Source organism: Novosphingobium cyanobacteriorum, assembly GCF_029436685.1.
Taxonomy (GTDB): domain Bacteria; phylum Pseudomonadota; class Alphaproteobacteria; order Sphingomonadales; family Sphingomonadaceae; genus Novosphingobium; species Novosphingobium cyanobacteriorum.
Genome location: NZ_JAROCY010000005.1, coordinates 282362 through 304784, shown reverse-complemented (window position 1 = coordinate 304784; position 22423 = coordinate 282362). Strand labels below are relative to the sequence as shown.

Genomic DNA, 22423 nt, shown 5'->3' with positions numbered 1-22423 from the left:
CAAGCCCGCACCCTCCAGGTGATCCATGAAACGCGCCCCTCGCAGCCGTCAACGCCATGATTTATATGCGAAATATCACGATTACGACAGCGAAATCAGCGACTTACTTGGAGAATGTGGGTTCATAGGGCACGACGCCCCAATCGCCATCGCGGATGCCGAAGAAGGCCTTGGCGAAATCGTCCAGGCCCTTCTTTCCGCCGGTGCCATCACGGATGATCTGGTCCGCTTCCAGCCAGACCAGCGCGCCTTCGGTATAGTACTCTTCGTTGCGGGCGAGCGAGGGGAAGGGCTTGGCCTTGCGCGCGGCGAAGACCGGATCGTGCGTGGTATCTTCCACCGATCGCCATTCGCGCCCCGGATACTGGGTGAAGCTGCCCGCCCAGTTGGCGAAGTTGGCCAGCACCATGTCCTTGCTCTGCGTGCCGGCGCGCGCGGCAAGGACATAGCCCCAGAACTGGGTCTGCCCTTCATAGACCCACAGCAGGTTGTCCTGCATCGGCTGGCGATAATCGGGGGTCCACAACTTGGCCGGACGGCGGAACTTGCCATCCCACGAATGCGCGAATTCGTGCGAGATGACGTTGCGGTCCCAATCGCCCTTTTCCCAATCGACCAGCGTGCGCGGTTCGTACTGGTTTTCGCTCGACCGGTGGTGTTCCAGCCCGATGCCGCCCATGCGGTCGGTCATCGCCAGCAGCAGGTCATAATGATCGAAGTGCTTTGCGCCGAACGCGGCCAGCGCTTCGTCCACCAGGTTGCGGTAGGTCTGCAGGTTCTCGGGCTTGATCGCCAGCAACTCCGGCTTGTCGGCCACGGTGCTGAGATAGACGTTCTTGCCCAGATCGAAGCGCTGCGCATAGAGGCCGGCGAAAATCGGTGAATCGACCAGCGTTTCATAGTCGGTCACATCCCACGAGACGCGGTTGGCCCCGGTCTTTGCATCTGGCGCCGACTTGCCATCGAGCGCGGTGTAGGCCGTCCACCCTTGCGGGAAGGTGACGGTGGGGCGCACCTTGATCTGCCGCACATAGTGCCCGGCGGGATAGAGGCTCATCTTCTCCCACTGCAGGTTGAGCATTTCGCGCGTCATCACGATGCGCCCTTCGCTTTCCCGCAGGGGCGAGGTGTGGACGAAGCGGGCCACCACTTCCTTTGTGCCGGCGGGAAGTTCCACGTGAAACGCGAAGACCTCCACCGGATCACGCGTCCACTTCAACGGCTGGCCATTGGCGAAGAAGCGCACATCGGTGAGTTCGGCCAGGGTGCCGCGCGGGCCGTGGTTGCCGGGCAGCCATTCGGGAAAGAGCAGGGTGATCTTGCTGGCGCCATCGGCCACGGGGATGGTTTCGGTGACGCGGAAGGCACCGGTGGTCACGTCGCTGGCGTCGATTTCCAGCGCGATCGTGCCCGGATAGGGCACATCCTGCGGATCGGGAACGCTGGGCGTGATGGGCACCGCCATCGGCCGCGTGTTGGTTTCCGGCTGGACCTGCGCCAGCGCGGGGTGGGCCGTGGTTGCAAGGAGAAGGGCGGAAAGGAGCGGGGCAGCCGCGCGCGAGATAGACATGATGGTCTTCATGGCGGCAACCGGTTCCACCTGCAACCGGGTGCGGCGTCCTTTTTCGTGCTGCTTTTCAGGACCGCGCCCTTGCGCTAACGCGCGCGGCATGAGCAGCAAGACATCCGCAATCGAAACCCCGCAGGCCATCCGCGGGACGCAGGACATCTTTGGCCCGGATGCCGAGGCGTTCGGCTTCGTGGTCGAAACCTTTGAACGGGTGCGCAAGCTCTATCGCTTTCGCCGCGTGGAAATGCCGGTGTTCGAAAAGACCGCGGTGTTCAGCCGCAGCCTGGGCGAGACGACCGACGTTGTTTCCAAGGAAATGTATTCGTTCGAGGACCGGGGCGGGGAATCGCTGACCCTGCGGCCCGAGTTCACCGCCGGGCTGGCGCGCGCCTATCTGACCAACGGGTGGCAGCAGTATGCGCCGGTGAAGCTGGCGACGCACGGGCCGCTGTTCCGCTATGAACGCCCGCAGAAGGGCCGCTATCGCCAGTTCCACCAGATCGATGCCGAGATCGTGGGCGCGGCCGAGCCGCAGGCGGACGTGGAGCTGCTGGTGCTGGCGGATCAGCTGCTGAAGGAGCTGGGCATCGCCGACGGTGTTACCCTGCAGCTGAACACGCTGGGCGATGCGCCGAGCCGCGAGGCATGGCGGGTGGCGCTGATCGACTATTTCCGCGCGCACAGGGCGGAGCTGAGCGAGGATTCGCAGGACCGGCTGGAGCGCAACCCGCTGCGCATCCTTGACAGCAAGGACCCGCGCGACAAGCCCTTTACCGCCGATGCGCCGAAGATCGACAATTACCTGTCTGCCGAGGCGCAGGACTTCTTTGGCCGGGTGACTGCCGGACTGGACGCGGCGGGCGTGGCCTGGACCCGCGCCCCGGCGCTGGTGCGCGGACTGGACTATTACCGCCACACCGCCTTCGAGTTCGTGACCGACCGGCTGGGCGCGCAGGGCACCGTGCTGGGTGGCGGCCGCTATGACGGGCTGATCGAGGCGCTGGGCGGGCCGCACACCCCGGCGGTGGGCTGGGCCGCGGGGATCGAGCGGCTGGCGATGCTGGTGGGCGAGAAGGGCGAGGCCCGTGCCTACGTGATCGTGGTGGCGGAGAACGCGGAGCAGGAAGTGGCGGCGCTGCGGCTGGTTTCGCAGTTCCGCCGTGCCGGCGTCTGTGCCGAGATCGTGGCGACCGGTTCGCCCCGCAAGCGCTTTGACCGCGCCAAGAAGCTGAACCCCGCGGCCCTGGTTTCGCTGGATGTGCGCGATGGCGCGCCGACGCGATCGCTGCGGGTGCTGGAAGCGGGCTTCGCGGCGGCTGACCGGGTGAGCGCGGTGTTCGACGCCTTCGTTGCGGAGCAGCAGTGAGCGTATCCGACCAGCGCCTTGCCCAGATCGCCGCGCGGTTTGCCGAGCTTGAGGCGCGGCTGGCCAGTGGCACCTTGGAAGGCCCGGAGTTCGTGGTGGCAAGCCGCGACTATGCCGAGCTGGAGCCGGTGGCCCGCGTGGCCGAGGACGTGCGCGCGATGCGCGGCGAACTGGCCAGCCTGGCGCTGCTGGACGATCCCGACATGCGCGAGCTGGCCGAGGAGGAGATCGCCCGCATCCGCGCCGACCTGCCCGAGGCGGAGCATCGCCTGGCCATTGCCATGCTGCCGCGCGATGCCGCCGACAGCCGCCCCGCCATGCTGGAAATCCGCGCGGGCACCGGCGGGGACGAGGCCGCGCTGTTCGCCGCCGACCTGTTCCGCATGTACGAACGCTATGCCACCGAGCAGGGCTGGCGGGTGGAGGTCGTCTCGGTCAACGCCAACGACCTGGGCGGGTACAAGGAAGTGGTCGCCAACGTGGCCGGCAACGGCGTGTTCGCCAGGCTGAAGTTCGAATCCGGCGTTCACCGCGTGCAGCGCGTGCCGGTGACCGAAAGCGGCGGGCGCATCCACACCAGCGCGGCGACGGTGGCGGTGCTGCCCGAACCCGACGAGGTGGACATCGCGATCGAGGACAGGGACCTGAAGATCGACGTCTATCGCGCCAGTGGCGCGGGCGGGCAGCATGTGAACACCACCGATTCGGCGGTGCGCATCACGCACCTGCCCACCGGCACGGTGGTGACGTGCCAAGACGGGCGCAGCCAGCACAAGAACAAGGACAAGGCGATGCAGGTGCTGCGCGCCCGCCTGTTCGAGGCGCAGCGCGAGGCGGCGCAGGGCGAGGAGGCCGAGGCGCGCAAGGCGATGGTGGGCAGCGGCGACCGCAGCGAGCGCATCCGCACCTACAACTTCCCGCAGGGGCGCGTGACCGACCACCGCATCAACCTGACGCTCCACCGCCTGCCCGAGATCCTCGAGGGGCCGGGGCTGGGCGAGCTGATCGACGCGCTGATTGCCGAGGACCAGGCCAAGCGGCTGGCCGCGATGGGGGAATGAGCGGCGGTCGAATGAAAGTTGGCGAGGCGATCCGCGCCGCCGCGGCGCGGCTGGAGATGACAAGCGACACCGCGCGGCTGGATGCCGAACTGCTGGCCGCGCACCTGCTGGGCATGGGCCGTTCGGAAATGCTGCTGCGCGCGATGGCCGACGAAGCGCCGCACGGGCTGGACGCCTTGGTGGAGCGGCGGCTGGGGCATGAGCCGGTAGCCTATATCACCGGGCGGCAGGAGTTCTATGGCCTGCCCTTCATCGTCAACCCGGCGGTACTGATCCCGCGGGGCGACAGCGAGACGATCGTGGAAGCGGCGCTGGCGGCCAGGCCAGATGCACGGCGGGTGCTCGATTGCGGGACCGGATCGGGCGCGCTGCTGCTGGCGGTGCTGGCCTATCTGCCGCAGGCGAGCGGTGTGGGGATTGACCGGTCCGAGGCGGCGCTGACCGTGGCGCGCGCCAATGCCGAGGCGCTGGGCCTGCGCCCGCAGGCGCGGATGGAACGGGCCGACTGGCACGCGCCGGGCTGGGCCGAGGGGCTGGGCGGGCCGTTCGACCTGATCCTGGCCAACCCGCCCTATGTGGAAAGCGAGGCGGACCTTGCCCCATCGGTAAAGGCGCACGAACCGCACGGGGCGCTGTTTGCGGGGGCAAACGGGCTGGACGATTACCGCGTACTGGTGCCGAAGATCCCGGCGCTGCTGGCCCCCGGCGGGGTGGCGGTGGTGGAGATCGGGTGGACCCAGGCGGAGGCGGTTGCAGCCATCGCGGCGGCCGCCGGGATGGACGCGCGGCTGCACCGCGATCTGGGCGATCGGCCGCGCGCGCTGGAATTGTTCCGGAAATAAGGCGGGACTTGTGCAAACATTTCGCTTGGCAAGGTGCGGCGGCATCACTAATTAGGCGACAGGCAGGGGTGACGGATGAAGGCTTCCCGTCCCGGCCAACTCCACCATTTGCACCAGGAGCCCGACACAAAGGTCGGCTGCAGGCAGATGCTGGGAACCACTGCCCCGCGCGTTGCGGGCCGGTGGAGAGGGTTGCGCGGCATTTTGAGCAGCATCGTATCGTTAGGCCGCCCCAATTAAGGAAGTGCCTGAGTTGAACAACAACAATCGTGGTAACAACCGCCGGCGCGGACGCAACAACAACGGGCGTCAGCAGGGCAGTGGCGGTGGCCAGCAGCTCAACCGGATCGACAGCCGGGCCCGTGGCAATGCGCCCCAGCTGCTGGAAAAGTATCGCAAGATGGCCCAGGACGCGCACCTGAACGGTGATCGCGTGCAGGCCGAATACTACCTGCAGTTCGCCGACCACTATTTCCGCGTAATCGCCGACACCCGCCTGCGCCAGGAAGAGCAGCGCGCCCGCCAGAACGGCGGCGTTGCCGGTGACCGCTGGCAGGAGCAGGAAGGCGGCGAGGACGACGGCCTGGACTTCAGCGTGGAAGGCGATTTCCCCGCGTTTGACCGCCCGCAGGTGCGCCGCGAGGAGCGTGAGCCCCGCGAGCAGCGCGAGCAGCAGCGTGAACCCCGCGAACAGCGTGAACCGCGCGAACGCTTTGACCGCGACAACCGTGGTGAGCGCGAGGACAACCGCGAACGCAACCGCAATCGCGACGGCGCGCGCGAAGGTGGCCGTGACGAAGGTCGTGACGGGGGCCGCGACGCGGGCCGTGAGGACGGCAATCGTGGCGAAGGCCGCAACGAAGCGCGTAACGAGGGTCGGGGTGAGGGTCGCAACGAGGGTCGGGGCGAACGCCGCCGCCGCTTCGAGCCGCAGGTCGCCATCGAGGAAGCCCTGCCCGGCGAGGGCGTGCGGGCCGACGAGGGCGAGCCGATCGCCGACGTCAGCGACAATCCCTTTGTCCGCGATGCGCGCCCTTCGCGCGGGCTGCGGCCGCGGGGTGCGGGCCGCCAGCGCCGCGACGCCGAATCGGGTGCAGAAGCGCCTGCCGCGTTTGATCCTTCCAGCCTGCCGCCCGCCATCGGCGTGAAGGCCGAGCCGGAAGCGGAGGCCCCTGCCCCCGCCCCGGTTGCAGACGTTGCGACCGAAGAAGCTGCACCTGCACCCAAGAAGCGCGGACGCCCGCGCAAGAACCCGCTGCCCGAGGCCGCCCCTGCGGCCGAGTGACCGCACGATGACCGGGCCCGCCGCCGCTTGCGGCCGGCCCGGCATCGCGGCATAGCGCGGCACCGATGCAGCGCTTCCTGCCCCCCCTGCGCAAGGCCGCGCTGCTGATTGCTGCGGGCGGGCTGGCGGCCACAGGCTTCCAGCCGCTGATGCTGTGGCCGCTGACCCTGGCCGCACTGGCCTTGCTGATCCAACGCATCGCCATCGCGCCCGGGCCGGGCAAGGCGGCGCTGGCCGGCTGGCTATTCGGCGTGGGCCTGTTCAGCATCGGCGACAACTGGATCGCCACGGCTTTCACCTATCAGGCACAGATGCCCGCTTGGCTCGGCTGGATCGCGGTGGTGCTGCTGTCGCTCTACCTTGCAGTCTATCCCATGCTGGCGGCGCTGGCCGCCTGGCTGCTGCACCACCGGCTGCGTGCGGCGCTGGCGCCCGCCTTTGCCGCTTGCTGGATCATCACCGAATGGATGCGCGGCTGGGTGTTCACCGGCTTTGCATGGAACCCGCTGGGCATGGTGACGCTGGGCGGGTTCGACCGGCCCGGCCTTGCCCGCATCGCGCCATGGATGGGCACCTATGCCCTGTCCGGGCTGGTCGTCATGCTGGCGGGGTGCTGGCTGACGGCCTTTAATGCGTTTCGTGACGGCAGGCGGCCCGCCGCTGCCGGTCTTGCCATCCTGCCAGCAGCGCTGCTGATGCTGCCGCTCCACGGCGGCAGCGCGCAGGGTACGCTGCCATTTACGCTGGTTCAGCCCGATTTCCGGCAGGAAGCGCTGAACGATCCCGCACAGTTCGAGGCGCAGTTCCGCAAGATTGCCGCGCTATCCCTGCCGACCAAGCCCGGACAGCGGCGGCTGGTGCTGTGGCCCGAAAGTGGCGTGCCCGATTACCTGCGGCCAGGATACGAACCTTACTGGTATCAGGACACCTATGCCGGCGATCCCGACATGGCGCGGGAAAGGCTTGGGCACACCGTGGGCGCGGGCAGCCTGCTGATGACCGGCACCACCGACCTGCAGATCCGCAGGCGCAAGGTGACAGGCGCGTGGAACGTCATCACCGCGCTCGATTCCACCGGCGCGATCCGCGGCAGCTATGCCAAGGCGCATCTGGTGCCCTATGGCGAATACCTGCCGATGCGGCAGTGGCTGGAGCCCATCGGCCTGTCGCGACTGGTGGCGGGCAGCCTGGATTTCCTTCCCGGCCCCGGCGCGCAGACGGTCGATTTCGGCCCCGTCAGCAAGGGCGGCTGGGGCAAGGCCGGATTCCAGATCTGTTACGAGATCATCTTCTCGGGCGAGGTGGTCGATCGTGCGCATCGGCCGGACTACATCTTCAACCCCAGCAACGATGGCTGGTTCGGATCGTGGGGCCCGCCACAGCACCTGGCGCAGGCGCGGATGCGCGCGATCGAGGAAGGACTGCCGGTGCTGCGGTCCACCACCACCGGCATCAGCGCAGTGGTGGATGCCGACGGCGTGGTGCGCGATCATATCGGGCGGCTGCAGCCCGGCCGCATCGACGGGCTGGTTCCGCCAGCCCATGCGCCCACGCTTTTCGCAAGGATGGGTAACATACTTGGACTTGGCTGGGGCGTAGTTCTGCTGCTGCTGGCGCTGGTTGCCAGAGCGCGGCGCAAACGCTAGAGCCCCACATAAAGATTGCTTTATATGGCAATCGCAACAAGGCGAGACCAATGCGCAGCGATTACCTGTTCACGTCTGAAAGCGTTTCCGAAGGCCATCCGGACAAGGTGGCGGACCAGATCAGCGACGCCATCGTCGACCTGTTCCTGTCCAAGGATCCCGAAGCGCGCATCGCCTGCGAGACGCTGACCACCACGCAGCTGGTCGTGCTGGCCGGCGAGATCCGCTGCAAGGGCGTGTACGAGAACGGCGCCTGGGCCCCCGGCGCGCAGGACGAGATCGAGAAGACCGTGCGCGATACGGTGAAGCGCATCGGATACGAGCAGGACGGCTTCCACTGGGAGAAGCTTGAATTCATCAACCGCCTTCACGGCCAGTCCGCCCACATCGCGCAGGGCGTCGACGCCGCCGACAACAAGGACGAAGGCGCGGGCGACCAGGGCATCATGTTCGGTTACGCCACCGACGAGACGCCAGACCTGATGCCGGCGACGCTCTATTACAGCCACAAGATCCTTGAGCGCATGGCGGCGGATCGTCATTCCGGCGCGGCGCCCTTTCTTGAGCCCGACGCCAAGAGCCAGGTCACGCTGCGCTATGAAGGCTCGCTGCCCGTGGCGGCCACGGCTGTCGTCGTTTCCACCCAGCACGCCCCCGGGTATGACGAAGGCGAGAAGGAAGCCGAGCTGCACGCCTATGTGAAGCGGGTGGTGGCAGACGTGATCCCGCCCGTGCTGCTGCGCGAGACCAAATACTACATCAACCCGACGGGTTCGTTCGAGATCGGCGGGCCGGATGGCGACGCCGGGCTGACCGGGCGCAAGATCATTGTCGACACCTATGGCGGCGCATCGCCGCACGGCGGCGGCGCGTTCTCGGGCAAGGACCCGACCAAGGTTGACCGTTCGGCCGCTTACATCACCCGCTATCTGGCGAAGAACGTGGTGGCCGCGAGCCTTGCCACGCGCTGCACGATCCAGATCGCCTATGCCATCGGCGTGTCAGAGCCGCTGTCGCTCTATGTCGATACGCACGGCACCGGCACGGTGGGCGACGACAAGATCGAGCAGGCGATCCTCGCCATCACCCGCCTCGGCGGCCTGACCCCTCGCGCGATCCGCACGCATCTGGGCCTCAACAAGCCGATCTACCGACCGACTGCCGCCTATGGCCACTTTGGCCGCAAGGCCGAGGGCGATTTCTTCCCGTGGGAGCGGCTGGACCTGGTTGACGACCTGAAGGCCGCATTCGCCTGATATCCCGATAGAATCCATCCCCGCCCGCAGGCCCATCCGGCCATGCGGGCACACGGCGTACTGGTGCCAATTCGATCCGAATCGGCGGGACCAAACGCCTTTTCCGGGCGACCAAAGGTGGAACAAGGCACTTTGCCCTTACGGGGCAATGGGTTAGTCTTGGTAACACGGGGTTAGCACGGGTCGGGATAGAACAACGGGATGAAACTTCGCCAGTTCAGGATTCGCCGCCACAGCTTCTTGGCTGCCGCGCTGCTGTTCGCGGTGCCGTCGGTGGTGTTCACCACGCCGCAGGAAGTGCAGAGCCGCGCGCCGGTTACCCTGCAGGACCAGCGCGATCTGGCCATCCAGCAGCAGGTCGAAGCGATCGTGGCGCAGGGCCGTGGGCGCATCGGCGTGGCGGCGATGGACCTCGACGGCGGCGGGCAGATCCTCGTCAATGGCGACATGCCCTTTCCCATGGCGAGCACGGCCAAGATCGCCGTGGCCGCAACTTATCTTTCACAGGTGGAACAGGGCCGGCTGCGGCTGGACCAGCAATGGCCGATGATGGTGCCGGTGGCAGGATCAAAGGGTCCCGTCGCCTCCGTACGCGCAGGTCAGGTGCTGACCGCGCAGGGGCTGATGGAACTGTCCATCACGCGCAGCAACAACGAGGCGACCGACGGCCTGATTGCGGCCGTGGGCGGGGTCCAGGCGGTAAACAACTGGCTGACCAAGACCGGAATCGTCGGCCAACGGCTTGATCACACCATGGCCACGCTGGTGCGTGACGATGGAAAGGTGGACCCGGTGCGGACCATCGATACCCGCACCGCCAGCACGCCGCGCGCCATGCTGGCGCTGCTGAGCGCGATCGACCGTGGAAACGCGCTGAGCCCCGAAAGCCGTGCCGTGCTGCTTGATACGATGACCCGCACCAGCACCGGCCGCAACCGCATCCGCGCCGGCCTGCCCGAAGGCACGCTGGTGGCGCACAAGACCGGGACGCTTTCGGGCGTTACCGACGACGTTGGCATCGTGCGCCTGCCCGACGGGCGGCATCTGGCGATGGTGGTGTTCGTGACCGGGCCGGAAGGGCACACCGCCCATGCCGGGCTGATCGCGCAGGTCGCCCGCACGCTCTATGAAGGGTACAGCCAGCCGCTCGGCCGGGCGAACCAGGAACTGGTCCGCCGCTGACGGACCGGCCTTGGGCTGAAACGACAAGGGCGCCTTCGGGCGCCCTTTTTCGTGCGTACGATGCGAAAAGCCGCGCCTTTGCCCCACATAAGAAAAGGGGCACGGTCGCGCGCGCAACCGTGCCCCTCTATCTGTAATGTAACCTGCCCTTGCGGGCGGGAATTACATCTTCGCAGCTTCGCTCGCGTCAGCGGCGGCTTCCGAAGCGGCGCCCGAAGCGTCAGCAGCTTCCGAAGCAGCGTCCGAGGCTTCAGCAGCAGCTTCGGTGGCAGCTTCAGTGGCTTCGGCGGTCTTTTCCGACGAGCAGCCGGCGAGGGCGAAGGCGGTGCCGGCGACAGCGGCGAGGATGAGCTTGCGCATGCGTTACAATCCCTGGATTGAAGTGAACCGCGCCGGGCAAGCAGCCCGCCGCAAAGCCTACTCTGGCGGTAGACTTCGGGACCCCAATTAATGGGCAATTCATCGCCTTGCAAGCACAAGACGTATGCATTGTGACATGACCTCAACAAGGTGTGGGCGGGCAAGGCTTTTTTTCCCGCGTTTGGCCTGCGGCGAAACGCCCTTTCGGCGCGGCAAACCGTTTTCACCCGATACCGGATTGTTCATGATCCACAGGTCAGGCGCATGGCGCTTTCGCCCGCGCGCCAGTGCCGCTAACACGCAGGCATGGACACCCCAGACAGTTCGAAGCGCCACCTCTATCTGGTGGACGGTTCCGCCTACATTTTCCGCGCCTATCACCGGCTGCCACCGCTGACCAACCCGCGCGGCGTGCCGGTGGGCGCGGTCTATGGCTACACCACCATGCTGTGGAAACTGGCGGAAGACCTGCACAAGGCCGATGGGCCCACGCACCTTGCGGTGATCCTCGACAAGGGATCCACCACCTTCCGCAATGCGCTGTACGACCAGTACAAGGCCAACCGCCCCCCGCCACCGGAAGATCTGGTCCCGCAGTTCCCGTTGATCCGCGACGCCACGCGCGCCTTCAGCCTTGCCTGCATCGAGGAGGACGATCTCGAAGCGGACGACCTGATCGCCAGCTATGCCCGCGAAGCGACCCGGCTGGGCTGGGACGTGACGATCGTCTCTTCGGACAAGGACCTGATGCAGCTGGTCGGCACCTGCAGCGAAGGCGGCGGGTGCATCGACATGCTCGACACCATGAAGAACCTGCGCATCGGCATTCCCGAAGTGATCGAGAAGTTCGGCGTGCCGCCCGAACTGGTGGGCGACGTGCTGGCGCTGATGGGTGATTCGGTGGACAACGTGCCCGGCATCCGTGGCATCGGCCCGAAGACGGCGACCAAGCTGATCCAGGAGCACGGCGGGCTGGAAAACGCGCTGGCCGCCGCGCCAGCGATGAAGGCGGGCAAACTGCGCGAGAGCCTGATCGAACAGGCCGAGATGGCGCGCCTTTCGCGCGTGCTGGTGGCGCTGAAGGAAGATTGCCCGCTGCCGATCCCGCTGGAGGACTTTGCGCTGGGGCAGATCCCGCGTGACCCGCTGGCGGCGTTTCTGGAAGAGCATGGCTTCACCAGCCTGCTGCGCCGCCTGGACGACGGCAAGGGCAGCCCCGGACCGAAGACGCAGCTGAACCCGGCCAAGCCCGAAACCGGCGCCGCCCCGGCCGCGCCGCAGGGCAGCCGCCAGCCGCTGCCGGCGTGGCCCACAGTAGATCTTGCCGCCTATCAGTGCGTGCAATCGATGGGCGAGCTGCAGCAATGGATCGCCCGCGCCTTTGCCGCGCGGGTGGTGGCCATCGACACCGAAACCAGCGCGCTCGATTCGATGCAGGCGGACCTGGTGGGGATCAGCATGGCGCTGGGCCCCAACGATGCCTGCTACATCCCGCTGGGCCACCGTGGCACCGACATGTTTGCCGAAATGCCGCTGCAGCTGGACCGCGCCGAGGCTGTGGCGGCGCTCAAGCCGCTGCTGGAGAGCGATGCGGTGCTGAAGGTGGGGCAGAACATCAAGTATGACCTGACCGTGCTGGCGCGCCACGGCGTGGACGTCGCCCCCATCGACGACACCATGGTCATGTCCTTCTGCCTGGATGCCGGGCGCAGCGAGACGGGCATTGCCGGGCATGGCATGGACGAATTGGCCGATCGCCACCTTGGCCATACGACGATGACCTTCAAGGAGCTGTGCGGCACCGGCAAGAAGGCGATCTCGTTCGCCGAAGTGCCGCTGGCCGACGCCACGCGCTATGCGGCGGAGGACGCGGACGTGACGTGGCGCCTGCACCGCCTGTTTGCCCCGCGTCTGCTGGAAGAGGGCGGCACCCGCATCTACCAGCGCGTGGACCGGCCGCTGGTGACGGTTGTTGCTGGCATGGAGCGCGCGGGGATCAAGGTCGATCGTGAACGGCTGGCCGGGCTATCCGCCACCTTCACCACGCGCATTGCCGAACTTGAAGCGGTGATTCACGAGAAGGCCGGTGGCCCCTTCACCATCGGCAGCCCCAAGCAGCTGGGCGAGGTGCTGTTCGACCGGCTGGGCTACAAGGGCGGGAAAAAGGGGAAGACCGGCCAATATTCGACAGACCAGTCCGTACTGGAAGGACTGGCGGCGCAGGGCGCGGAAGTCGCCACGCTGGTGCTGGAATGGCGACAACTGTCCAAGCTGAAATCGACCTATACCGAGGCGCTGCAGGCGGCGATCAACCCGCAGACCGGCCGTGTCCACACCAGCTATAGCCTGGTTGGCGCGCAGACCGGGCGACTTTCCTCGAACGAGCCGAACCTGCAGAACATCCCGATCCGCACCGAGATCGGCCGCCAGATTCGCGACGCCTTCGTGGCTGAGCAGGGCAACGTGCTGCTGGCGGCGGACTACAGCCAGATCGAACTGCGGCTGGCTGCGCACATGGCGGACGTGCCTGCGCTGAAAGAAGCCTTTGCCGGCGGAGAGGACATCCACGCGCGCACTGCCATGGAGATGTTCGGCACCGTGGACCGCGACACGCGCGGGCGCGCCAAGACGATCAACTTCGCCATCCTTTATGGCATCAGCCGATGGGGCCTTGCCGGGCGGCTGGGCTGCACAGCCGAAGAGGCGCAGGCGATGATCGACCGCTATTTCGAACGCTTCCCCGGCATCCAGCGCTATATCCACGATACCCTCGAGAAGGTGCGCGAGTGCGGCTATTCCGAGACGCTGTTCGGCCGCAAGACGTGGTTCCCCCGGATCAATTCCAAGAACCAGGCCGAGCGCCAGGGCAGCGAGCGCGCCGCGATCAACGCGCCGATCCAGGGCACCAGCGCCGACATCATCAAGCGTGCGATGGCGCGGATGGGCCCTGCCCTGATCGAAGCCGGGTTGCCCAACGTGCGCATGCTGCTGCAAGTGCACGACGAACTGGTGTTCGAACTGCCCGAAGGCGATGTCGAGGCGGCGCGGCCGGTGATCGAACGGGTGATGGCGGGCGCGGCCGAGCCATCGGTGAGGCTGACCGTGCCGCTGGGCGTGGAAATTGGCACCGGCCTTTCATGGGGCGCGGCGCACTGACCTTGGCCTGATTGGAAGTACCCCGCCGGGGCAGTCCGGCGGGAGCTCTTCAGCCCTTCTTGCCGACAATGCGGGCGATCTCGCCCGCCACCATCTTTTCGACCATCGGCGGCAGGTTCTTGTCCAGCCATTCGGCCAGCATCGGGCGCAGCATGTCGCGCACCAGGCCTTCCAGCGAGGTTTCACCTGAACGCACGATCTGCGGCTGCGCACCGGGCTGCGACAGCATGGCCAGCGCCGCCAGCGAATCACGCATCGAAGCGGTGGTGCTTTCGGGCAGCAACGGGCTTTCGTTGATCGACATGGCGGTCTCGTCCCCTTCGTCCGCTTGCGGCTCGTCGTCGAAATCGTCTTCGTGCAGGTCCACAGCGGCTTCGGGCGCGGCAGGTTCCGCCGGCACGAACCGGTCGGCACCCATGATCTGCGCCGCCACTTCGGTCAGGTCGAGCACGTCGGCACCGCCGCGCGCAACTGCGGGGCCTGCGGCCGGCGCGGATGCCGCTTCACGCCGGGCACGCGCCTGGGCCGCCTCGGCGCGGTTGTCGCGCGCGATCACCTTCTTGATCGATTCCAGGATTTCCTCGACCGACGGTTCACCAACCTGGCGCATGCTTCGTCCAACCCCCTGCTTGCGGCCGCCCCTACTTGCTGCCCTGTTGGAGGAAGCGGATGCGGCCTGCCAGTCCGGTTCTTTCCGAATCGGCACGCCCCATCGCTTCATGGCATGGGCTGCTCGCGGATTGTCGCATCCTGCGCGGGCGAGTCAACGGTCCGGGTGGACTGTGCCTTGGGAGCAGGATCATGCGCCCAGTCCCAGATCTTGCCGCGAACCCGCTCGTAATTGACGTTGGGATCATAGAGCGCGGCGTTGCCCAGTTCGGCATCGAGCGAAAGATCCTTTGCCTGCGCCTTGCCCATGGCGGCCAGCAGGTTGAACCCGGCGACGTAGGCATTCCGCCGCGCCGCAACCAGTTGCACCTGCGCGCGCAGCAGTTCCTGCTCGGCATCGAGGATGTTCAGGATCGTGCGGTTGCCAACGGTGTTTTCCGCACGCACGCCTTCGAGGCTCAGCGCAGCGGCGTCCACCGCCGTCTGGTTCATGGCGATCACGTCGTTCGCCGCCTTCCAGTTGGTGAAGGCAGCGCGCACGGTGGCGACGACCTGCCGCTCCACGCCGATTTCCTGCTCCAACGCCGCGCCTTCCCGCGCCTGGGCCTGGCGTTCACGCGCGGCGGGCAAGCCACCCTGGAACAGCGGAATCGAGGCCTGCACGCCCGCCTGCGCGGTCGTCTGGCTTTGCGCAGTAGGCACGCCGGCCGGACTGCCGAGCGAACCGAGGTAGTTGGTGTAGTTGCCTGCGGTGAATACCGAAATACGCGGCAGGCGGCCGGCCCCGGCAACCTTCACGTCATAACCGGCGGCCTTGCTCCGTTCGCGCGCGGCAGCCAAGTCCGGATTGGCATCCACCGCCACGTCCACCGCATCATCCGGATTCGACGGCAGGCCGGCGAGCGGCGGCGGCGGCTGCAGGTCCACCGGTGGCGCGCCCACGATCTGGATATAGCGTTCGCGGCTGGCGACAAGGTTGGCCTCCGCCGTGCGCAGGTCCCCCCGCGCGAGGGCGAGACGTGAGTTCGACTGCGCCACGTCGGTGCGGGTCACGTCGCCGATCTCGAACCGATCGCTGGTCGCGCGCAGGTTCACTTCCAGTACGGAAACGTTGTTGCGGTTCAGGCCGACGATCGCCTCATCACGGATCACGTCCATATAGGCGGCGACGACCTGGCTGAACACGCCGCTTTCCACCCCGCGCAAGTCCGCCTGCCCGGCAATGACCCGGGTCTTGGCGGCGCGGATGGAGTTCTTGACCGAGCCACCGGCGAAGATCGGCAGTGACAGCTGCAGGTCGTTGGAAACGACGCGGCTGGGCGCCAGGAAGTTGTTCGCCGTCTGCTTGACGAACTCGGTATAATTGGAGGTGGCCTGCAGCGAAGGCAGTGCCGAGGCCCGTGCGATCGGCACGTTTTCGTCATTGGCGCGCTGGTTGGCGCGTGCCGCCTGCAGGTCCGGGTTGGTCTGATAGGCGTTGATCAGTGCCCCGCGCAGGTCATCCGCCTGTACGGCACCGAGCGGAATCGCCATGGCCGCCCCGGTCAGCAGGGCGCGAAGCACAGGTCGTTTCATAAAGCTCAGAAGCTCCAGCTCTGCTTCGCGACAAATTCCGGCAATATCGCGAAGTCCGCCTCGCCCAGCGCGGTGAAGGCCACCTCGCCCGCCACCTTGCGGCCGATCTCCAGGCGGGTGACGCCGCGATCGACCATGCCGGTCACGATCCGGCCTTCCGCAGCCAGAGCGGCGGAAAGCGCATCGGGCACCACCTCGATGGCTCCATCCACCAGCACCAGCGTAAAGGGACCGCCCGCGGTCCAATCGCCATCCGGGGCGACCTGCGTCACGCTGGCGACCATCTGGCTGGCGAGCGCCGCCAGATAGCCATTGCGCGAAACGACCAGCACCGTGTCCGCCGCCACCGGCGCAGCGGCGGTGAGCATCTGGCCATGGGTCAGCGCAGGTGACAGCACGCCCGCATCGCCCAGCGGCACGGCCCGATCGATATAGGCGACTGCCCGACGCTCTGCCGGTACGTAGTCTTCGCGCGCCACCGAGGCGAAGGCGGCGAGGATGGCCGGGTCGTTCACGCCGCTGACGCGCAGCTGGCTGTCGATCATGGCGCGGCGGGCTGAAGAAAATTCGCCTTCGGCCGGGCGATCTTGCACCAAGTTCATGAAATCCCTCATCTGCGAACAGTGTGTGATGCGCCGCCGGGCGCTGCAACCGCGCTGCGCGGTCTCGTCAATCCGCCCTTAGAATATCGCTTTGCCCGCGCCAAGCGCTTTGCATGTCGCCGGTCGGCGCGTAAGGGGCCTCCATCGAACGACGACTTGAGGGAGTCTCCTGGCAATGGGCGAGATGGTGACGATCCGCGAAGCGGACCTGATCGAGAGCGTGGCCGACGCGCTGCAGTATATCAGCTATTTCCACCCGATGGATTACATCCGCGCACTGGGCGAGGCCTACAAGGCCGAGCAGGGCCCTGCGGCGAAGGACGCCATCGCCCAGATCCTGACCAACAGCCGCATGTGCGCCGAAGGCCACCGGCCGATTTGCCAGGACACCGGCATCGTCAACGTGTTCATCCAGTGGGGCCAGGATTGCCGACTGGAATCGGACATGAGCCTGCAGGACGTGGTCGATGAAGGCGTCCGCCGCGCATACATGAACCCGGACAACAAGCTGCGCGCCTCTGTGCTGGCCGATCCCGCCTTCACCCGCCGCAACACCCGCGACAACACTCCCTGCGTGCTCCATGTCGACATGGTGAAGGGCAACAAGGTCGTGGTCGACGTGGCGGCCAAGGGCGGCGGCAGCGAAAACAAGTCCAAGTTCAAGATGATGAACCCCAGCGAAAACATCGTCGACTGGGTGATCGAGATGCTGCCGCAGATGGGCGCCGGCTGGTGCCCGCCGGGCATGCTCGGCATCGGCATCGGCGGCACCGCCGAACACTGCGTGCTGCTGGCCAAGAAGGCGCTGATGGAGCCGATCGACATGGCCCAGCTGAAAGAGCGGGGTCCGCAGAACGATATCGAGCGCATGCGCATCGAAATCTTCGACAAGGTCAACGCACTGGGCATCGGCGCGCAGGGCCTGGGCGGGCTTTCCACGATCCTCGACGTGAAGATCATGGATGCGCCCTGCCACGCCGCGGGCAAGCCGATCGCCATGATCCCCAACTGCGCCGCCACCCGCCACGCGCACTTTTCGCTCGATGGCTCCGGCCCGTCGTTCCTCGAACGGCCCAAGCTGGACGAATGGCCCGAAGTCCACTGGGCGCCCGACAGCGCGGCCAAGCGCGTGAACCTTGACACGCTGACGCAGGAAGAGGTGCAGGGCTGGAAGGCGGGTGACCGCCTGCTGCTCAACGGCAAGATGCTCACCGGCCGCGACGCTGCGCACAAGCGGATCAAGGACATGCTGGCCAAGGGCGAGGAACTGCCCGTCGATTTCAAGGGCCGCGTGATCTATTACGTCGGCCCGGTCGACCCGGTGCGGGACGAAGTCGTCGGCCCCGCCGGCCCGACCACGGCCACGCGCATGGACAGCTTCTCCGACACCATGCTCGACCTTGGCCTGCTGGCCAGCGTGGGCAAGGCCGAGCGCGGCCCCGCCGCCACCCAGTCCATCGCCAACCACAAGAGCGCCTATCTGATGGCAGTGGGCGGCGCGGCCTATCTCGTTGCCCGCGCGATCAAGGAAGCCAAGGTCGTCGGGTTTGAGGACCTTGGCATGGAGGCGATCTACGAATTCACCGTGGCCGACATGCCGGTGACCGTGGCCGTCGACAGCGAGGGCCAGAACGTCCACCAGCTCGCCCCGCTGGTTTGGAAGAGGAAGATCGCCGAGGAAAAGCTGCTGGCCTGATCCGGCCATTTCAGGTGGCTGGATTCCACCAACGGCGGAATCCAGCCGACCAGCGCACTGGCATTCCGTGCGCCCTGCGGTAGACCGGCACGATGGCCAGCGCCGCACCGGAGCATGAACCCCTTCCCCATCCACCCGCCCGACAGGTGATCCTGTCGGCGGTGGCGCTGTGGCTCACCTACTTCGTGCTGATCACCCTGCGCGGGCTGGTGGCCGAAATGGGCGAGTTCAACGAACTGCTGTGGCGGCGCGCGCTGGTGACGCTGGCCGGAATCGCGGTGACGCTGGTCGCCTGGCCGGTCCTGCGCCGGTTCGACGGCCGGTCGCTGGGCGTGCGCGTGGCTGCGGCGCTGGTGATCATGCTGCCCGCCGCCCTCGCCCTCGCGGTTGTCAACCAGCAGGCCTTCGCCCCGGTGGAAGCGCGAATGCTGCAGCAGGAGATAGAGAAGGCGAAGCAGGAAGCCGCCCCCGCGCCGGAGGCGAGCGATTCAATCACGATCAACCTGCCCAAGGTGCAGATTCGTCGCGATCTGTCCGGCAACGTGCTGGTGGACATGGGCGATGCCGTGCAGCCTGCCCGCCCCGCGCCGGTGACAGTGCCGGAACCGCCTGCACCACCTGCCCCTCCTGCTCCACGGGTTGCCCCGGCGCCGATCACCGCACCCGCCCCACCAGCCCCACCCGCTCCCGATTTTCCCATCGCGATCCGCAAGAATCCCGATGGCAGCTCTATCCTCACCGCGCCGGGCGGGGTGATGATCCGCCGCAACGCCGATGGCACCGCCGAAATCCGCACCAACGGCGTGGTGGTGCAGACCGACGAGGATGAGGCGAATGACCTCGCTCGCGATCTGGAGGAAGCCCGCGCCCAGGCCGAACAGGCACGTGGCATGGCCGATGAGGCACGGCAGGAAGCCGAGGAGGAAGCGCGCCAGTCGGTGGAGGATGCCCTGGCCGCTGCCGGATTGCCTGCGCCGGCAGCCCGGTCCGTGCGCTCGAAGGCGGCTCCCGCGCAGGCGCGCCCTGCCGCCAGGCCTGCAACCCGGCCCGCTGCCGGGCCAGCGCCGGAAAGGGCCGCGGCCAAACCCGCTCCGCAATCTTCGCCAAGCGCCACTGCGCAGCCCGCGCCCGGATCAAAGGTCACCGTCATCACCAAGATGGTGCACAAGGACGAGGGCCTGTGGCGCCAGCTGACCGACGTTGCACTGGGGCGCTATTTCCTGCTGATCGCTTGGGCGGCGCTCTACCTCGCGCTCGGCAATGGCGAGATGGCGCGCGCAGCAGAGCGTCGCGAAGGCGAGTACCGCCGCGCCGCCAAGGCCGCCGAGCTCAAATCGCTGCGCTATCAGGTCAACCCGCACTTCCTGTTCAACACGCTCAACTCGCTGTCCGCGCTGGTCATGGTCGGGCGCAGCGAGCAGGCGGAGCGGATGATCCAGACGCTGTCGGGCTTCTACCGCCAGAGTCTGACCGCCGATCCCACCGCCGATGTGCCGCTCGCCGACGAAATCGCGCTGCAGCGCGCCTATCTCGAGATCGAGGCCGTGCGCTTTCCCGAGCGGCTGCGCTGCGAATTCGACATCCCGCCGGCGCTGGAAAACGCCTGCGTGCCCGGCATGATCCTGCAGCCGCTGGTCGAAAATTCGATCAAGTACGCCGTGTCCGCCACCACGCGCCCGGTTACCATCCGCATCACGGCGCGCGAGGCGGAAGGCCTGCTGGTGCTGACCGTGGCGGATGACGGCCCCGGCGGTGGCGCGACCGAGGGCGGCACCGGCATCGGCCTTGCCAACGTGCGCAACCGGCTGGAAGCGCGCTTTGCGGAAAAGGGCAGCGCGGAAGGCGGGCCACTGCCTGCTGGCGGTTACGCTACCGTCCTTACCCTTCCTGTGGTATGGAAAGACTGCTGAATCAGGATGTTGGGGGGCTGATGCGGACGCTGATCGTGGATGATGAGCCGCTGGCGGTGGAGAGGATGCAGATCCTGTGTTCGCGCATTCCGGCATTGCAGGTGGTCGGCACCGCCAGCGACGGCGCGCAGGCGCTGCGCCTGATCGAGGCGCTGACCCCCGATCTCGTGCTGCTCGACATGACGATGCCCGAGGTCGACGGCCTTTCGGTGGCGCGCATCCTGTGCACCGCCGCGCATCGCCCGGCCGTGATCTTCGTGACCGCGCACGACGATTTCGCGGTGGAAGCTTTCGACTGCGACGCGGTGGACTATGTACTCAAGCCCGTGGCCCAGGAACGGCTCGAACGCGCTGTCGCCCGCGCCGAGGCACGCCGCAGCGCCCAGAAAGGACTTGGGCCCGAACTCGCGCCCGAACCCACGCCCAGCCAGTGGATCGAGGAATTCTGGGTCCCCCACCGCAGCGAGTTGATCCGCATCGCGGTTTCGGATGTCGATCGCATCGATGCCGAGCGGGACTATGTGCGGCTGCACGTGGGCGAACGCTCCTACCTGCTGCTTCACACCATCCAGGGGCTGGAAGACCGGCTCGACCCCACCCGCTTCATCCGCCTCCACCGCTCCACCATCGTCCGCCGCGATCGCATCGCCGGCCTGAAGCACGATGGCCTTGGCGTCTGGTCCGCCGAGCTCGCCGACGGCACCCTGCAACGCATCGGCCGCACCTACCTACCCAACGCCAAGGCAATGGCAGGTCGGTAGGCACCAGATAGTTCAGGCTCGGGGCGCCTGCCGCCGATAGCTCAACGCCTCGGCCACATGCACCCGGCCCACCGTATCCGCCCCGGCGAGATCCGCAATCGTGCGCGCCACGCGCAGCATGCGGGTGTAACCGCGCGCGGACAGGCGCATCGCCTCGGCCGCCTGCAGCATCAACTTGCGCCCCGGCTCGTCCGGCGTGGCGAAGCGGTCCAGCAAGTCGCCATCCAGTTCGGCATTGCTGCGCTTGCCCGAACCCTCCAGCCGCGCCGTCTGGACCGCGCGCGCCGCCGCCACCCGCGCCGCCACTTCGTCTGACCCTTCGGCCGGTGGCGGCAAGGCAAGGTCGGCGGCGGAGACCGGGTCCACCTCCACGTGCAGATCGATGCGGTCCAGCAGCGGCCCGCTAATCTTGCTCTGGTAATCCCCGGCACAGCGCGGCGCGCGGCTGCAGCCCAGTGCCGGATCGCCGAGGTGCCCGCAGCGGCAGGGATTCATCGCCGCCACCAGTTGCACCCGCGCCGGAAAGGTCACGTGTGCATTGGCCCGCGCGACCGTTACCTCGCCCGTCTCCAGCGGCTGCCGCAGCGAATCGAGCACCGCGCGCTGGAACTCGGGCAATTCGTCGAGGAACAGCACGCCCAGATGCGCCAGGCTCACCTCCCCCGGCCGCACTTTCAACCCGCCGCCGGTCAGCGCCGCCATCGATGCCGAATGGTGCGGGCTGCGGAACGGGCGCACCCGGCTGATCCGCCCGTCCTCCAGCGTGCCTGCCACGCTCGCCACCATGGAAACTTCCAGCGCTTCCGCCGGGGTCAGGTCGGGCAGGATACCTGGCAGGCATGACGCCATCAGCGATTTGCCCGCACCAGGAGGCCCGATCATCAGCAGGTTGTGCCCCCCGGCTGCCGCGATCTCCAGTGCGCGCTTGGCGGTCTCCTGCCCCTTCACCTGCTTCAGGTCGGCCATGCGCCGCGCCGGTTCGACCTCCCCCTGCGGTGGCGCGGGGATGCGGTGGGTGCCTTTCAGGTGGTTGAGCAGGCCGATCAGGTCTGGCGCGGCGATTACCGGGATGCCGCTGGCCCAGCTCGCTTCTGCCCCTTGCGCCATGGGGCAGACCAGCCCCTTTTCCTGCCCGCCCGCGTGCAGCGCGGCCAGCAGCACGCCGGGACTGGGTATGATGCGCCCGTCCAGCGCCAGTTCGCCCACCGCCACGTATTCCGAGATCGTCTCGCGATCGACCACGCCCATCGCCGCCAGCAGCGCCAGCGCGATCGGCAGATCGTAATGCGAACCCTCCTTGGGCAGGTCCGCCGGGGAGAGGTTGACCGTGATCCGCTTGGGCGGCAGCGACAGGCCCATCGCCGCCAGCGCGGAATGCACCCGCTCGCGGCTTTCCCCCACCGCCTTGTCAGGCAGGCCAACCACGCGGAACGCCGGCAGGCCGGGCGCGATCTGGCACTGCACTTCCACCGCGCGCGCCTCCAGCCCGAGATAGGCGACCGTCGAAACCAGCGCGACCATGTGTGCGAACCCCTTCCGCTACGCA

The 22423-nt window shown here is 67.3% G+C and carries 17 protein-coding genes; 11 read left to right on the top strand and 6 right to left on the bottom strand.

All coding sequences use genetic code 11. The features are described 5' to 3' along the window. Nucleotides 1-103: 103 nt before the first annotated feature. Nucleotides 104-1672 carry a M61 family metallopeptidase gene (locus POM99_RS07705; RefSeq protein WP_438822992.1) on the bottom strand — a complete coding sequence of 523 codons (1569 nt, stop codon included), beginning with the start codon at nt 1670-1672 and terminating at the stop codon, nt 104-106. Here POM99_RS07705 and hisS point away from each other — a divergent pair. The 7 genes from hisS (at nt 1671) to POM99_RS07670 (ending at nt 10208) form a co-directional block, all read left to right on the top strand. Continuing rightward, a complete protein-coding gene (gene hisS, locus POM99_RS07700) occupies nt 1671-2936 on the top strand; it encodes a histidine--tRNA ligase (protein WP_277276394.1) in 1266 nt (421 codons plus the stop codon). The two genes, POM99_RS07705 and hisS, sit on opposite strands and share 2 nt — an antisense overlap. Continuing rightward, the gene (gene prfA / locus POM99_RS07695) at nt 2933-3997 is read left to right on the top strand and encodes a peptide chain release factor 1 (RefSeq protein WP_277276392.1); all 1065 of its coding nucleotides are present in this window, start codon (nt 2933-2935) and stop codon (nt 3995-3997) included. Before hisS ends, prfA begins: the two co-directional genes overlap by 4 nt. 11 nt (nt 3998-4008) lie before the next feature. Then, nucleotides 4009-4839, top strand: a complete 831-nt coding sequence (gene prmC, locus POM99_RS07690; protein WP_277276390.1) for a peptide chain release factor N(5)-glutamine methyltransferase — start codon at nt 4009-4011, stop codon at nt 4837-4839. Nucleotides 4840-5092: 253 nt separating this feature from the next. Next, nucleotides 5093-6124 carry a DUF4167 domain-containing protein gene (locus POM99_RS07685; protein WP_277276388.1) on the top strand — a complete coding sequence of 344 codons (1032 nt, stop codon included), beginning with the start codon at nt 5093-5095 and terminating at the stop codon, nt 6122-6124. Between the two features lie 65 nt (nt 6125-6189). Beyond that, nucleotides 6190-7770 (top strand): apolipoprotein N-acyltransferase, encoded by a 1581-nt coding sequence (lnt, locus tag POM99_RS07680; RefSeq protein ID WP_277276386.1) that lies wholly within the window; start codon nt 6190-6192, stop codon nt 7768-7770. 50 nt (nt 7771-7820) lie between these two features. Further along, complete coding sequence (gene metK, locus POM99_RS07675) at nt 7821-9026, top strand: methionine adenosyltransferase (protein WP_277276384.1); 1206 nt, start codon at nt 7821-7823, stop codon at nt 9024-9026. 201 nt (nt 9027-9227) lie between these two features. Next, a complete protein-coding gene (locus POM99_RS07670; RefSeq protein WP_277276382.1) occupies nt 9228-10208 on the top strand; it encodes a serine hydrolase in 981 nt (326 codons plus the stop codon). Nucleotides 10209-10370: 162 nt separating this feature from the next. Here POM99_RS07670 and POM99_RS07665 read toward each other — a convergent pair whose 3' ends face one another. Further along, nucleotides 10371-10568 (bottom strand): hypothetical protein, encoded by a 198-nt coding sequence (locus POM99_RS07665; RefSeq protein ID WP_277276380.1) that lies wholly within the window; start codon nt 10566-10568, stop codon nt 10371-10373. Between the two features lie 306 nt (nt 10569-10874). Here POM99_RS07665 and polA point away from each other — a divergent pair, with 306 nt between their 5' ends. Beyond that, nucleotides 10875-13724, top strand: a complete 2850-nt coding sequence (gene polA / locus POM99_RS07660; RefSeq protein WP_277276378.1) for a DNA polymerase I — start codon at nt 10875-10877, stop codon at nt 13722-13724. A gap of 49 nt (nt 13725-13773) precedes the next feature. On the opposite strand, the gene POM99_RS07655 is transcribed toward polA, so the two are convergent. From POM99_RS07655 to POM99_RS07645, 3 genes are all read right to left on the bottom strand, one after another. After that, nucleotides 13774-14334, bottom strand: coding sequence for a DUF2497 domain-containing protein (locus tag POM99_RS07655; RefSeq protein WP_277276376.1), 561 nt, complete (start codon nt 14332-14334; stop codon nt 13774-13776). Between the two features lie 107 nt (nt 14335-14441). After that, nucleotides 14442-15908, bottom strand: a complete 1467-nt coding sequence (locus tag POM99_RS07650) for a TolC family outer membrane protein (RefSeq protein WP_277276374.1) — start codon at nt 15906-15908, stop codon at nt 14442-14444. Nucleotides 15909-15913: 5 nt separating this feature from the next. Next, nucleotides 15914-16510: a protein-L-isoaspartate O-methyltransferase family protein gene (locus POM99_RS07645; RefSeq protein WP_277276372.1), complete on the bottom strand. Its 597-nt coding sequence runs from the start codon at nt 16508-16510 to the stop codon at nt 15914-15916. Nucleotides 16511-16685: 175 nt separating this feature from the next. On the opposite strand from POM99_RS07645, the gene POM99_RS07640 reads away from it, so the two are divergent. From POM99_RS07640 to POM99_RS07630, 3 genes are all read left to right on the top strand, one after another. After that, nucleotides 16686-18206, top strand: coding sequence for a fumarate hydratase (locus tag POM99_RS07640; protein ID WP_277276370.1), 1521 nt, complete (start codon nt 16686-16688; stop codon nt 18204-18206). Between the two features lie 92 nt (nt 18207-18298). Beyond that, nucleotides 18299-20116 carry a sensor histidine kinase gene (locus tag POM99_RS22565; RefSeq protein WP_438822991.1) on the top strand — a complete coding sequence of 606 codons (1818 nt, stop codon included), beginning with the start codon at nt 18299-18301 and terminating at the stop codon, nt 20114-20116. 20 nt (nt 20117-20136) lie between these two features. Continuing rightward, nucleotides 20137-20877 carry a LytR/AlgR family response regulator transcription factor gene (locus POM99_RS07630; protein WP_277276368.1) on the top strand — a complete coding sequence of 247 codons (741 nt, stop codon included), beginning with the start codon at nt 20137-20139 and terminating at the stop codon, nt 20875-20877. A gap of 12 nt (nt 20878-20889) precedes the next feature. Here the strand turns inward: POM99_RS07630 and POM99_RS07625 are convergent, their stop codons facing one another. Then, nucleotides 20890-22398, bottom strand: a complete 1509-nt coding sequence (locus POM99_RS07625; protein ID WP_277276366.1) for a YifB family Mg chelatase-like AAA ATPase — start codon at nt 22396-22398, stop codon at nt 20890-20892. Nucleotides 22399-22423: the final 25 nt, after the last annotated feature.